This is a genomic window from Flammeovirga sp. OC4 (genome assembly GCF_000812565.1).
Classification (GTDB): Bacteria; Bacteroidota; Bacteroidia; order Cytophagales; family Flammeovirgaceae; genus Flammeovirga.
In genome coordinates this window covers 38,652-51,793 of sequence record NZ_JTAM01000054.1, presented here as the reverse complement: position 1 = coordinate 51,793, position 13,142 = coordinate 38,652, and the positions used below count along the sequence as shown (strand labels likewise).

Sequence of the window (13,142 nt, the reverse complement as noted above, 5' to 3'; positions counted from 1 at the left end):
AAATGAAACATTCGTTGACAGATTACCCAACAACTTTTATTTCATCACTTATGAGTGACGTTGTGAATGTATTAGATACAGTGAACCCATTAGATGCTCAAGTTCCGATGAATGTAAAAGAGTATGCAGAAGGCTTTACCGTGGAGATTGTCATTCCAGGTATTAAGAAAGAAGATGTAGAGATCGCTATAGAACAAAATAAATTAGTGGTCACTTACAAACATACTGAAGTAGAACAAGAAGGAGTTAAATATTTGAAGAGAGAATTTGTAGGTAAAGATTTCAAAAGATCATTTTCGCTACCTAACAATATAAATGTGGAAGGAATTAACGCATCGTATGACGATGGGATTTTATCTGTTGTTCTCCCGAAAAATACTCCTGCCGAAAAGAAAACAATTGAAATAAGCTAGTCAATAATAAATAATAGTCGTTATCAGATTTCGGATTCTTACTGTGGTGAGTAAGACGGATTCGAAAGAGATAGTTTTAGAGTTCCTTTTTTTTAGCCAATCTCATATTTTGAGATTGGCTTTTTCGTTTTAAAACTATACATCCTCAAGGTCTATTACCTATTAAGTACAAAGTCAAAAATAAATCATAATTAATTCAATTTTTTTTTTGTGAGTACAACGCTAAAAAACGTATTAATAGTGGTGCTATTAAAAGTTTTTTGAAGGAAGTAATCGCAAAACAATAAATAGAATTAGTATCAGATAATTTTGAATTTGTACTTATTTATACCAAAGTGTTTTTAATCATTAGCGATTTTGTAACTTGCAACTGATTTTGATTTTTGAAAGCTATTTTTCTTAGTATCAAAGCATATTCTAAATTTTTATCTCAGTTTAAATAAGAAGAAGATCATTTTTTATGAGATACTTTTACACGTTAATCTTAACTTTTTTATTTTCTATAAATGCCTTCGCTCAAGGCGGAAAAACTGAAGTTGAGAAATACACTTACGGGAAACAATTAATAGACCAAGGAAAGTACCAACCTGCTATTGTAGTATTACAAGACATGATGGGTTTGAAAGGGGCAACATTGCAGCCTTACGCTCTTACATTGATTGGGTACGCTTATTATCAGGAAGGAAAATTTGCTGAAGCCCAAAATAATTTAAATAAAGCAATTACAACTTATGCTGATTGGGACGAAAAAGAGCAAGCTAAATATCTTTTAGGGAGTTCTTATTTAAAAGCTAAAAAGTATAATGAGAGTTTAAAGTTGTTGAGTGAAATCACAGATGCCAATCTTCAAAAAGAGTATAGTGCAATGGTTTATCAAGAATTGAGTGCACTTTCTGTAGAAGAGTTGAAGCCAATTTGTGAAGCGAATGACAATGAAGAGCTTGCTACTTTACTATTCCATAAGCTTTTAGAACAACCGAAAGAAGAAAGAGACGAAGCTTTATTAAATAAGCTTTCTACCAACTTGGGAATCGAAATCAATAAGCATGTTGTTAGAAAATCAGAGAAAAAAGATAAATACACAGTAGCTGTTGTATTACCTTTCTTTACAGAAACTACTGACGGAGATGCTTTAAGAGTTAAAAACGAGTTTGTTTATAATATCTATCAAGGCATTTTAATCGCTCAAGAGTATTTGGCAAAGAGAGAGGTAAACATAGACATAGTGGCTTATGATACCAAAAGAGATACTACACATTTGAAAGGATTATTGGAAGATCCAAAAATGATGAACGTAGATCTTATTGTTGGGCCGTTGTATGCAGATATGTTACCATTGGTACAGCAGTTCTCCAATGAAACAGGGATTCCGATGGTCAATCCAATTTCAAACAATAGTGCGATTATTGAAAATACTTCTAATGCCTTTATCGCTTCATCTACGCCAGAGACAATTGGTAAAAGTTTAGGAAAGAGATTAAGAGCACAAGAGTTAGTAGCTTTAGAGCAATACCCAGAAGGTGATTCTCTCAGAATTCAAGCAGATACGGTACAGACATATGTTGTATTTGGGCATTCAACGAAAGAAAAACAGATGGCCGCAGCCTTCAAAGAAGCGTATGAGGCTGAGGGTGGTAAAATTGCTGCTTATCAGGAGTTTGATCCAGTAGATGGGTTTACATTACTACAAGAAATGTTTGACCCGTTGGCGTATGATGATTCTTTGGAAGTAGTAAAAGATTCAACTGCTCATGTATTTATTGCAGTTACAAATGAAGTAGAGGCATTAAGTACGGTAAGTGCATTGTTATCATTAGGGACAGTTGCATCTGCTTATGTACCTCAAGAGTGGTTGAAGTACAAGCAATTGAGCTATTCTCAAATGGAGACAGCACAAATCAATATTCTATATCCTAATTGGTTTGACGATGATTCATTCAGAGCCAAAACATTTATCGCTGAATATCAGGAGAAGTTTAATAATCAGCCTTCAGGCTTTGTTTATGATGGTTTTGAAACCCTATTTACTTTTGGGATGATATTGCACGAATATGGAAATGGTTTTGTACAAGATTTGAAAGCAAGTGATCAATTCAGAAAAGGTTATCTGACACCTGCTTATAATTATAAAGATGCTCAAGACAATCAATACGTTCCGATTATTCAATTTGTAGATGGTGATTTGAAAAATACGACACCAATTGAAGAAAAGGTAAACTAAGATTGAAGAGATTAAGATAAAAATAAGTAGTTGAACATTTGAAATCCAAAACGTCCGATTTCAGTTGTATAACTGCTTAAAGCTGTCTGTAAAGCTGATTTTCACTTTACGGACAGCTTTCCTAGTTTTAGAAATAATAGAAGAAGAGAAATGCCTTACGCAAATGATGATGATTTCAAGTTTTTTAAAACAGAAGCTTTTAAAAAATATGCTGAAGAAGAAGGTTTAGTAGATTACTTGAAAACATTTATAACAGAAAAGAAATTAGAAGGAATAGAAAAGGTACTTTCTCAAAGAACAAATCATTTTACAGTATTGTTGGAGGAGGTTTTTAAACTTCAAAACGTAGGAGCAATCATAAGAACTTGTGATTGCTTTGGTTTACAAAACCTTCATTTGATTGAGACAGATACAAAGTTTAAGGTTTCATTAAAAACAACAATGGGCTCTGCGAAATGGGTAGATGTCAACACCTATGATTCTACTAAAGGGGCCATGCAAACATTAAAATCGAAAGGATATAAATTGGTAGCTACTACACCACATACAGATATGTCCATTGATGATTTGCCAGTGGATGAACCTTTAGCACTGATGTTTGGTAATGAAAGAGAAGGTATTTCTGATGAAGCTTTTGAAATGGCTGATTATAAAGTGAAAATACCAATGTATGGTTTTGCTGAAAGCTTCAATATATCAGTGAGTGCTGCATTGAGTTTGCATACACTCAGTACAAAACTTAGAAAACTACCAGAAAGTGAGTGGAAGTTGGCTCCAGAAGAGAGAAAATTAATAGAAGCCGCATGGGTGTGTAAATCATTAGATCGTCACGAAACCATTGCGAAGACTTTTAAAAAATAAGATACGATGAATAAAGACTTGAAAATTGTTTTTATGGGAACGCCTGATTTCGCAGTTCCTTCATTAAGAATTTTAGTAGAGAATAATTACAATGTAGTTGGTGTGATTACAGCACCTGATAAGCCTGCAGGTAGAGGCAGAAAACTACATATGTCTCCGGTGAAAGAATATGCTTTGGAGGCAGGGTTAAATATTCTTCAGCCTACCAATCTAAAAAATGAAGAGTTTCAAGCGGAATTAAAAGCGTTGGAGGTTGATCTTCAAATTGTAGTTGCCTTCAGAATGCTTCCCGAATCAGTTTGGGATATGCCTCGCATTGGTACATTCAACTTACATGGTTCATTATTGCCAGATTACAGAGGAGCGGCACCTATCAACTGGGCGATCATCAATGGTGAAAAAGTTACAGGTGTAACTACTTTCTTCTTACAACATGAGATTGATACAGGAGATATTATTATGCGTGAAGAAGAACCAATTCACGAAGAAGATACTGTAGGTGATGTGTATGTGAGATTAATGGAGAAAGGTGCTGGTACAGTCTTGAAAACGGTAAAGTTGATTGAGGAAGGAAATTATAAAACGACTCCTCAACAGATTGTCGGTGAACCGAAACATGCTCCTAAGATCTTTAAGGAAACTTGTAAAGTTGATTTCACTCAACCTACAGAAAAAGTATATAATTTTATTAGAGGATTATCACCTTATCCAGCAGCTTGGACTGAAATAGAAGGAAAAACCTATAAGCTTTTTAAGGTTTCAAAAGTGATGGATACAGAGGTTGAAGCCAATGATAAAGGTTATGCTACTGATAATAAGAACTATTTCTACATCAAAACAGCAGATGGTTTTATTTCAGTAGATGAATGGCAAATGCAAGGCAAAAAACGTATGCCAGTCAAAGCATTTTTGCTTGGAACGAAATTCGAATAAAAAGAAAATCCCGACCATTAAATTGGTTGGGATTTTTTTTACCAGTAAAAGAACTCTAATATTTTTAAGTACTATAAATACTAGAGTTAATTGAAGTAGCACTTTTAACGTTTGTAGAACAAATAGTCTTCTACGGCTGTTGCTTCGTCGCAGCAAGAACAATTTCCCTAACATTCACCCCTTGAGGCTGATTGAAAGCATACCAAATCGCATTGGCAATATCCTCAGCTTTTAGGATACTTCCCATTTCTTCTTTCCAAGCTTCATAGCCATCTTTTATTTCTTGATTGCTCGTGTGAGAAAGCAATTCAGTTTCTACAGCACCAGGAGCAATAGTTACCATTCTTACATTGTCCAATGCTGCTTCTTCTCTAGCATTTTCTGTGATAGCATGTACGCCGAATTTTGTACCACAATAAGCAGCATGATTACCAAAGGTTTTTCTACCTGCAATAGAGCTGATGTTGATAATTGTACCTCCCTTTCTTTCTCTCATTTGAGGTAAAACGATCTGCATACCGTTCAATACTCCCATGATGTTTACATCAAACATTTTTTTCCATTCCTGAGGGGCTTGAACTGCAATATCTCCTAAGAGCATCATTCCTGCATTGTTGACAATAGCTTCAGTTAGACCAAATTGTTCTTCAGCTTCAGCTACGGCAGTTTTGAAAGCATCATAGTCAGTGACATCCACTTTTTTGATCAAAGTATTTGGCAAGTTCAACGCTTCCATTTTTTCGACTCTTCTTCCTAAAAGTAAGAGTGGAAACCCATTTTCAGAAAAGAGTTTAGCAGTGGCGGCACCAATTCCAGAACTAGCACCCGTGATAACGATCAGACCTTTTTTTGTTGATTCCATAATGAGAGGTATTAGATTTATTTATGATTAAATGTATTTATTATTTGTTGATACAAAGGTGTTTATTCTCTTTTTATCATCAAAATACTATTTTTGTATCGTTATTATAACTATTTATTATGGATGAGAGATTACTCCGTTTTTTTGTGGCGGTATATGAAGAAAAAAATATATCAAGAGCAGCTGAAAAGTGCTTTGTATCACAACCTAATATATCCAATGGAATCAAGTCATTAGAGGAATTACTAGGGAAAGACCTGTTTGTTCGCCACAAAAAAGGAGTCACTATCAAAGAAGAAGGGCATCAGCTGTACCCAATTGCTAAAAGAATATTGGGAGAACTAAATGAAATTCCTGAATTATTTAAGCATAAAGATTTTAAGCAAAAGGTCGTTCTTGGTATTGCTGACAGTTTACCGCAATCCTTGAAAAAAGAATTTTATTTAGCCATAAATAAAAAAGTAAATAACATAGAGTGGGACATCAGAGCAATTGGTAGAGATTGTGAATTAAATTTGTTAGTCAGAGAATGGAAATTTGATGATCATTTATTCTTGCCTTTATGGAAGGAGGATTATGTATTGTGTATTCCCAATCAACACCCTTTGAGTCATAAGGAAGAGATCGAAATTACGGATTTACAAGGAGAACCGTTTATTCATTGTCCTCCGTGTGAAGCCCACCAACAAAGTTTATCAATCCTTAATGATTTAGGAGGAAAATGGAAAACTGTAGCCAATTGTGCAACCAAGAATGATGTACTTACTTTGTTGATTGCCGGTTTGGGAATAACTTTTCTTCCAGAGTCTTTTGTGAAGGAGTGGGAGGGATTTCAGATTAAAAAATATAAAGGGCCAATTTCGTATAGAGAAGTAGGTTTATCTTATCCCAAAGACAGTTTGAGGAATCCTGCTGTTGCTCAAATCATTCAATTATTTTCAGATAATGATCTCATGAGTTGATTACTCTGATAGCCAAATAAACAAACAAAATGAACGAACTTTTAAAGCAAAATATTAATAAGCACGTACAGTTTTCAGCCTCCGAATTAGAAGAATTTTGTAAGTATTTTCAGCTGAAGACCTTCAAGAAAAAAGAGCACCTTTTGAAACAGGGTGATGTTTGTAAGTTTGAGGGGTTTGTACTGAATGGTTGTTTCCGAATTTTTACTTTAGATCAAAAAGGAAGTGACAATACACTGTATTTTGCAGCAAGAGATTGGTGGTTGATGGATAATGATAGTTTTATGCATCAAAATCCTTCTCATTTGAACATGCAAGCTTTGGAAGATAGTGAAGTGCTCATGATCAGCAGGACTGATAAATTGATGCTTTATGAAAAGTTACCGATCGTCGAGAAGCTTTTTAGAGTGATGTCTCAAAAAGCGTTGGTAGCTTGGCAACGCCGATTGATCAGAAACCATTGTGAAACAGCAAAAGAACGTTATCAAAACTTTTTGTCTACCTATCCAAGTATTGCTTCAAAGATCACTGATAAACAAATGGCAAGTTACCTTGGGATCACCCATGAGTTTTTAAGTAAGATCAAAAAACAATAATTTTTACAAAGAGTTGAACTAGTTCAATTTTTTTCTGAAAACAGTTTGTGAATTTTGTATTAGAATTCACAAATACGTTTTTAAGATGTACAAACTATTATTTTTTATAACTATCACTCTTTTCAGTTCAAACTTCACTTATGCTCAAAATGCATATGATATCACTGATGAAGAGGCGTTGAGGATTATTCTAGCAGCCAAACAAAAAGCAAAAGAATCCAATGTTTTAGTCAATATTGCAGTAACAGATGCAGGGGCTAACCTGAAGGCGTTTATCCGTATGGATGAATCTTATTTGGGGAGTATTGATGTAGCGATTAAAAAAGCCAAAACAGCCAGGTATTTCAATATTGATACTGGAGATTTGGGAGAGTTAACGCAGCCGGGAGGTATTATTTATAATATTGAACACTCTAACGGAGGTTTGATTACTTTCCCTGGAGGCATTCCTATCAGAAATAAGGATAATGTAATTATTGGAGCTATTGGTGTAAGTGGCGGAACAATTGAGCAGGATAGAGCTATTGCGATTGCAGGAGCAAATACTATTTTGCAGTAAACATTAGAAAAACTATACTATGAAATTTTTATTCAACTTCTTTTTTATTGTCTTTTTATTCCAAACTACCTATGCTCAACAGGATAGTTTGAGGTTAGTGAGACAAGATTTTAAAGAAATTTCAGCAAAGAATACAGTAACCGTTACTTCCTATAAAAAGGGAGATAAAGACTTTGTATATGTTGGAGGTTTTGGAAACATCGATGTTTTTGAGTTAAACTCAAAAGGACAATTAACTCCTATCAGTAACCATGAATTGTACAAACAAAAAGGGCCTGCAAGGGGAATGGTTGCGGATAATATTGGTGGAACAGATTTTCTTTTTGTAGCGAATAAATATGGAGATGCTGTAGAAACTTTTAAGATTTTAGATAATGGTTCTATCGAAAGAGTGGCAATCACTGAAGATACTGAGGAAACGTTTATTGGAGTAGCGATCACACTACAGGTGGTTCATATGAAAAAAGCATCTTACCTTTTTGTCGGTGGATTAGAAGAAACTCCAGGTTTGAGTTGCTATAAGATCCAAAACGACGGTAAGCTTTCTCATGTACAATCATTGAAAGATAATGATGTTGTGCATACAGACGGTATCATTGGAATGTACACCCATCAAATCAAGGGTAAAACCTATTTATATACGGGAGGTTTTCAGGATAATGGTATCAGTAGTTTCAGAGTCTATGAAAATGGAACATTTAAAAACATCAATAACATTAGTGATAATGAAACGGATCGTTATTTGACAGGCACCTATCCTGTAACTGGAGTTCAGTTGGGTGAAAACTATTATATCATTGCCGGACACCGACACCATAAATATTATAAGCGTAAGGGCTTTATCAAGAACACTGATTTTGTATATCACGGTGATGGTGTGACAGTATTTAAAATTGATAAAAAAGGAGCTTTAGTACCTCATTTTGTATTAAAAGATACTGAAAATACACGACTAAAAGGGCAGACAAGGATTGAAGTAGTTTCAACGAATGATCATGAAGCGATCTTAGCAATTGGGACTAGAGATGATGAAAGCATCCAACTTTGCCAACTAAATCAGGAAGGTGTTTTAAAACCTATCAATTATTTAGAAACAGGTTTTTCTATCTATTATGGTTTAAGAGCACATGAGCTAAATAATCAACAATTTTTGATTGCTGGATCTTTCCGATTTGACCTTGGAAAGGTGGTGACTTACAAGGTAGCTCCTAATGTAAAGAGAGAAAATCAGCAAATTAAACATATTGTAAGCTTGAAATTCAAAGGAGGTACACCGCAAGATCAAATTGATTTAGCACTGAAAACATTCGAGGATTTAAAGACACACATTCCAGCTATTACACATCTTGAATGGGGATTAAATGACAGTACAGAAGGTATGAGTAAAGGTTTTACACACTGTTTTACATTGATATTTGATGATGAGTCTGCAAGAGAAATCTATTTATTTCACAAAGCTCATCTGGAATTGGTGAAAATAGTAGGCCCTATCATAGATGATGTATTTGTAATTGATTATTGGACAGAAAAACAAAATTATGAGCTTGAAAAATAAAAAAGCCATTATCACTGGCGGAGGAAGAGGTTTAGGGAAAGCAACCGCCATTGCATTGGCCAAAGAGGGAATTGATATTGGAATTACAGGTAGAAATGAAGAAGTCTTAAAAGCGACGACAAAAGAATTACAGGCATTAGGTGTAAATGCAACTTATGCAGTTTTTGATGTTTCAGTTTACGAAGAAGTAAAAACGAATATCAAAAAATTGATTGAAGTGTTAGGCACCGTAGACATTCTTGTCAATAATGCAGGAATAGCAAGTATCGGTTCATTTAACGAAATGGAAGTTGCAGAGTGGGAGAGAACCATTCAAACTAATGTAATGGGCTTGTACTATGTCACCAAAGAAGTACTTCCCTATTTAATTGAGAAAAATGAAGGCGATATCTTTAATGTGGCATCAACGGCAGGGTTGAATGGTAATCCTAATATATCAGCTTATTCGGCTTCTAAGTTTGCAGTAATAGGTCTTTCTGAATCCTTGATGAAAGAAGTAAGGAAGAACAATATCCGAGTGATTACTCTTACGCCAAGTACAATTGAAACAGATATGACAAAAGACTTGGGAATGATAGCTGGAGAGGATTCGGAAGAGCGAGTTTTACAGCCAGAAGATTTTGCAGAATTGATTTCATCAGCGTTAAAACTACCAAGAAGAGCAATGCTAAAAAGTGCAGCATTATGGTCAACTAACCCAGGTTAGAAACCAATTTTTGAATAGTTTTTAAGGAGTGCTTCTTAGGTTTGTTAAGTTGATCGATTTCTTTACCCTGCGACGTTATAGCCTACAAAGAACACTCCTTTTTTAGCATAAAAAAGCCCCGAAAAATAACTAAAAAAGTTTTTCTCGGGGTGTTTGTTGTTCAGTTGATATTATCTTAATAAACGAACTACAGGGTAAATCACTGCTGCGGTTCCGTTTGTAATAAATTTTCTAATATTCTGACGAGTTTCGTTTACATCATCTATTTTTGGAAGTTCCACTGGAGACATTCTAAGAAGCTTATCAGACACTTCCGTAAATACACTTGTGGTAGCTTCTTTTGCATTATTTGCCGTTGAAGAAATGGTGTCAGCAGGTTCGTTGACAAGTTCTTTGGAAGTACTAAATACTTTTGACGAAGTATCTTTAATAAAACGGTGTGATTCATCGACTAAACTATCTGCCTGAGAAGTAACACTGTCAATCGTTTCATTTGTTTTCTCATAGGCCATATCCTTGAAGGTCTTACCATTGCTCACCAAAGATGTTACCACCTCTTGTGTGTTGATAAAAGTACTTTCTACCAACTCCTTCGTACTTGATAATACTTTGTTTGTTGTTTCCTCAATACTATCAATAGCAGCATCAGATAAGCTTTTTGCTTCAGTGATCCATCTTCCGGCTGCATCTTCTGTCTGATCAAAAATTGCAGAGGCTTTTTCGTTGGCAGTAGTGGCTGAAGATTTAGAGAAAGTTGAAGCTTCCTTAATGACTTCATGTGATTTTAGTACAGTCTTTTCTAAAACTTCCTCAACTTTAGAGTCCGCTTTATCAGTGGCTTCAATGACTTTTTCCTGGCCAGTATGAATGGTTTCTTTTGCCTTTTCTTCTACTTTTTCTTGGGCATCCTCTACCATTTTTGTAGCGGTAGAAACCCCTTCATTTACTGTTTCTGTAATTTTTTCAACAACATCAGAAGCTGTTGTTTGAACCGTTTCGTTCACTTTTTCTTCCGTTTCTGGAGGTGTTACATTTTTTCTGGCAGAAGTAGTTTCTTTTTTCGCTGTAGTGGAAGCCTTACTAGCGGTTCGGCTAGTGGTACTACGGGTAGAGGGCTTTTTTCTTTGCTGTGCCATAGTATTTATGAGGTTATTATCAACAATTCTTTTTTTAAGAAAAAATGGACATATCAAGTGTCATTTTTTCATTCATATAGTAAATATACACATGAATGATTGTTTATTCACTATTTTTAAAGAATTTATGATGCTAATAGTTTGAAAAAGAGACTTTTGATGCAAGGGTTGTTTCTTTATGGCTAGTAAAAAGTAGAGATGAAAAAAAGTACTCAGAAAAAATGTATTGTATCATTTTTTCTGAATACTTATTGGAATTCCTATTTTCTAATTCGAAGTGACAACATTAGCGTTGTGCTCTTCTTCGAAATTATTCAGACTCTTCGTTTTACCGAAAAGCTCTTTTGATTTATTATTATAAGCCTCAGCTGCACTTTCAGCAGAAGGGAACAAACCAAGGTCATATCTTTCTCCTTTAGAGTAAAGTACCGCACGGTAAGTCTTTTTACTCACTTTTACTACACCTCTGTAGCCTGTTTTGTTATGATGGTGTTTTTGATTTCTTCTTAATTCAGCCATAGTAGCCCAACCAAGGTTCTTCTCTCTACAATCCAGAGGATTCCCATTCATAATTCTTACGAATAATCTTCTTTCTGAGTCATGTTTTGGTACAAACTTCTCAGCGACTAACTTATGAAGGTAAATGGTAACATTCTTATACCCTCCATTAGGTTTTGGAAAGTTTTTTTGAAAGAATACGTATCCACTAGCGTGTAAACGTAGATTTTCTAAAAGATTTAATTGTTTGTAATACTCGTTGTTTTCAATGAACTCATAAGCTGCACTAGATAATAGTACATGCTCATCAGCATTCTTAAGCTTGATCTTGTAAAGCATTTTCTTAATTGGTTTTAGATAGTAAGTAATTTAATTTAAGATAGTATGTACAGTAAAATCACGTAAGCACACTAACTTATTTTGTTAAGTGTTTTTATCTAGAATGAAGTATGGTGCTATGACAAATGACTTTGTTATAGCTTTAGCAAGTTGTAAATGTTTTAGTATCTAATGGTTTTTAGCATTTCTAGGATTAGTACTTCACCAAAATGAGTTGAAAGTGATTTTGATGAAGTACTAAGTTCCGTTTAAATTGATAGACTAAATTTACTACCAACTTCTTCTAAGTCTTTTATAACAGGAGACAACAAAGGAATCCCCTCTGTTAATCTTTCATGTTCAATTTCTCTTTCTGGATCACCCGGAATCAATACTCTTTCCTGCCCTTCAACTGTTTCAGCACTTTTGAAGCGTCTGATCCAGTTATCCATATGTGATTTAAATTCCTCTTTAGGTCTGAATCCATCTACTCTCATGGCCCCAAAGAAATGTCCTAATCCTTCTCCAACAGGATCTTCAGGCAATGGCAAGAAGCTTACAAAAGGAGGAGCCCATGGGCCATATCCAGCACCTGATAATACAGAAGATAAAATATCAACCATACTTCCAAGGCAATATCCTTTGTGGCTACTTCTAATTCTATCACCACCTAATGGCAATAATGCACCACCATTTTTCAATTCACCAGCGTTAGTAGACGACAATCCTTCTTTGTCTTGAATCCAACCTACAGGAGCATCTTCTTGTTTTCTCTGAAGAATTTCCAATTTTCCGTTAGCGGCTGTTGTTGTAGCAAAATCCGCAACATATGGAGGCTCTTCTCCAGCAGGAATTGCCATAGCAATTGGGTTGGTACCTAATAATCTTTCTTTAGAGAAAGTAGGAGCCACCAATGGGCTAGCATTGGTCATAGACATACCAATCATGTCATGTTCCAAAGCCATCATAGCATGATAACCTGCAATACCGTAGTGGTTGGAGTTTTTAACTGATACCCAACCCGTACCTACGTTTTCAGCTTTATCAATAGCAATTTGCATAGCTTGTGGAGCCACCACCAAACCTAATCCAGCATCACCATCTACAGTAGCTGTACTTGGTGTTTCATGGATTATTTTAATATTGGGTGTAGGGTTGATTCTCCCTGCTTCCCATAGTCTTACATATCCAATCAAACGAGCAACACCGTGTGAGTCCACACCTCTTAAATCAGCAGATAATAAAACATTAGCAGCTAAGTCTGCATCTTTCTCAGGACAGCCCATTGCTAGAAAAACGTTTTTACTAAAAGTAAGAAGAGTTTTGTAGGGAACTAAATTAATTGCCGTTGTCATGTATTAGTATTTTTATAAGTAGAACTATTAGTCTAGTTTAATTAAGTACAAACGTAATGTAGAATTTTTGATACCTTGTATTTTGAAAAACTTGATTTTCTACTTTTGGTATTATTTTAATTACTTACAAATTTACCAACTTTAGATAAACCTACAAATAGCTAAAA

The 13,142-nt window shown here is 34.9% G+C and carries 13 protein-coding genes; 9 read left to right on the top strand and 4 right to left on the bottom strand.

Features of this window, described 5'->3' with window-relative positions:
* Positions 1-2: 2 nt before the first annotated feature.
* The 4 genes from PL77_RS21960 to fmt all read left to right on the top strand — a co-directional run bounded on the left by PL77_RS21960 (position 3) and on the right by fmt (position 4,428).
* Complete coding sequence (locus tag PL77_RS21960) at positions 3-413, top strand: Hsp20/alpha crystallin family protein (protein ID WP_052444628.1); 411 nt, start codon at positions 3-5, stop codon at positions 411-413.
* A 460-nt stretch (positions 414-873) separates the two neighbouring features.
* A complete protein-coding gene (locus PL77_RS21955; protein WP_044210304.1) occupies positions 874-2,634 on the top strand; it encodes a CDC27 family protein in 1,761 nt (586 codons plus the stop codon).
* Between the two features lie 150 nt (positions 2,635-2,784).
* Positions 2,785-3,495 carry an RNA methyltransferase gene (locus PL77_RS21950; protein ID WP_082026677.1) on the top strand — a complete coding sequence of 237 codons (711 nt, stop codon included), beginning with the start codon at positions 2,785-2,787 and terminating at the stop codon, positions 3,493-3,495.
* Positions 3,496-3,501: 6 nt separating this feature from the next.
* Positions 3,502-4,428: a methionyl-tRNA formyltransferase gene (fmt, locus tag PL77_RS21945; protein WP_044210302.1), complete on the top strand. Its 927-nt coding sequence runs from the start codon at positions 3,502-3,504 to the stop codon at positions 4,426-4,428.
* Positions 4,429-4,558: 130 nt separating this feature from the next.
* Here the strand turns inward: fmt and PL77_RS21940 are convergent, their stop codons facing one another.
* Positions 4,559-5,290: an SDR family oxidoreductase gene (locus tag PL77_RS21940; protein ID WP_044210301.1), complete on the bottom strand. Its 732-nt coding sequence runs from the start codon at positions 5,288-5,290 to the stop codon at positions 4,559-4,561.
* A 119-nt stretch (positions 5,291-5,409) separates the two neighbouring features.
* On the opposite strand from PL77_RS21940, the gene PL77_RS21935 reads away from it, so the two are divergent.
* The 5 genes from PL77_RS21935 (at position 5,410) to PL77_RS21915 (ending at position 9,668) form a co-directional block, all read left to right on the top strand.
* On the top strand, positions 5,410-6,252 hold the full coding sequence (locus PL77_RS21935) for a LysR family transcriptional regulator (RefSeq protein ID WP_044210298.1): 843 nt from the start codon (positions 5,410-5,412) through the stop codon (positions 6,250-6,252).
* Positions 6,253-6,281: 29 nt separating this feature from the next.
* Positions 6,282-6,848, top strand: coding sequence for a Crp/Fnr family transcriptional regulator (locus PL77_RS21930; RefSeq protein WP_044210297.1), 567 nt, complete (start codon positions 6,282-6,284; stop codon positions 6,846-6,848).
* 85 nt (positions 6,849-6,933) lie between these two features.
* Positions 6,934-7,407, top strand: coding sequence for a heme-binding protein (locus PL77_RS21925; protein ID WP_044210295.1), 474 nt, complete (start codon positions 6,934-6,936; stop codon positions 7,405-7,407).
* Positions 7,408-7,426: 19 nt separating this feature from the next.
* Positions 7,427-8,962: a Dabb family protein gene (locus PL77_RS21920; protein ID WP_044210292.1), complete on the top strand. Its 1,536-nt coding sequence runs from the start codon at positions 7,427-7,429 to the stop codon at positions 8,960-8,962.
* Positions 8,946-9,668, top strand: a complete 723-nt coding sequence (locus PL77_RS21915; RefSeq protein WP_253274013.1) for a 3-ketoacyl-ACP reductase — start codon at positions 8,946-8,948, stop codon at positions 9,666-9,668. The genes PL77_RS21920 and PL77_RS21915 overlap by 17 nt, the downstream gene beginning before the upstream one ends.
* Before the next feature lie 170 nt (positions 9,669-9,838).
* On the opposite strand, the gene PL77_RS21910 is transcribed toward PL77_RS21915, so the two are convergent.
* The 3 genes from PL77_RS21910 to PL77_RS21900 form a co-directional block, all read right to left on the bottom strand.
* Positions 9,839-10,804, bottom strand: a complete 966-nt coding sequence (locus tag PL77_RS21910) for a hypothetical protein (RefSeq protein WP_044210291.1) — start codon at positions 10,802-10,804, stop codon at positions 9,839-9,841.
* Between the two features lie 267 nt (positions 10,805-11,071).
* Positions 11,072-11,641 carry a Pathogenesis-related transcriptional factor and ERF protein gene (locus PL77_RS21905; RefSeq protein WP_044210289.1) on the bottom strand — a complete coding sequence of 190 codons (570 nt, stop codon included), beginning with the start codon at positions 11,639-11,641 and terminating at the stop codon, positions 11,072-11,074.
* 248 nt (positions 11,642-11,889) lie between these two features.
* On the bottom strand, positions 11,890-12,975 hold the full coding sequence (locus PL77_RS21900; RefSeq protein WP_044210287.1) for an Ldh family oxidoreductase: 1,086 nt from the start codon (positions 12,973-12,975) through the stop codon (positions 11,890-11,892).
* Positions 12,976-13,142: the final 167 nt, after the last annotated feature.

Bases quoted from the DNA above. Each gene is read 5' to 3' on its own strand.
- PL77_RS21960 (WP_052444628.1), top strand. From the start codon at position 3: ATGAAACATTCGTTGACAGATTACCCAACAACTTTTATTTCATCACTT.
- PL77_RS21955 (WP_044210304.1), top strand. From the start codon at position 874: ATGAGATACTTTTACACGTTAATCTTAACTTTTTTATTTTCTATAAAT.
- PL77_RS21950 (WP_082026677.1), top strand. From the start codon at position 2,785: ATGCCTTACGCAAATGATGATGATTTCAAGTTTTTTAAAACAGAAGCT.
- fmt (WP_044210302.1), top strand. From the start codon at position 3,502: ATGAATAAAGACTTGAAAATTGTTTTTATGGGAACGCCTGATTTCGCA.
- PL77_RS21940 (WP_044210301.1), bottom strand. From the start codon at position 5,290: ATGGAATCAACAAAAAAAGGTCTGATCGTTATCACGGGTGCTAGTTCT.
- PL77_RS21935 (WP_044210298.1), top strand. From the start codon at position 5,410: ATGGATGAGAGATTACTCCGTTTTTTTGTGGCGGTATATGAAGAAAAA.
- PL77_RS21930 (WP_044210297.1), top strand. From the start codon at position 6,282: ATGAACGAACTTTTAAAGCAAAATATTAATAAGCACGTACAGTTTTCA.
- PL77_RS21925 (WP_044210295.1), top strand. From the start codon at position 6,934: ATGTACAAACTATTATTTTTTATAACTATCACTCTTTTCAGTTCAAAC.
- PL77_RS21920 (WP_044210292.1), top strand. From the start codon at position 7,427: ATGAAATTTTTATTCAACTTCTTTTTTATTGTCTTTTTATTCCAAACT.
- PL77_RS21915 (WP_253274013.1), top strand. From the start codon at position 8,946: ATGAGCTTGAAAAATAAAAAAGCCATTATCACTGGCGGAGGAAGAGGT.
- PL77_RS21910 (WP_044210291.1), bottom strand. From the start codon at position 10,804: ATGGCACAGCAAAGAAAAAAGCCCTCTACCCGTAGTACCACTAGCCGA.
- PL77_RS21905 (WP_044210289.1), bottom strand. From the start codon at position 11,641: ATGCTTTACAAGATCAAGCTTAAGAATGCTGATGAGCATGTACTATTA.
- PL77_RS21900 (WP_044210287.1), bottom strand. From the start codon at position 12,975: ATGACAACGGCAATTAATTTAGTTCCCTACAAAACTCTTCTTACTTTT.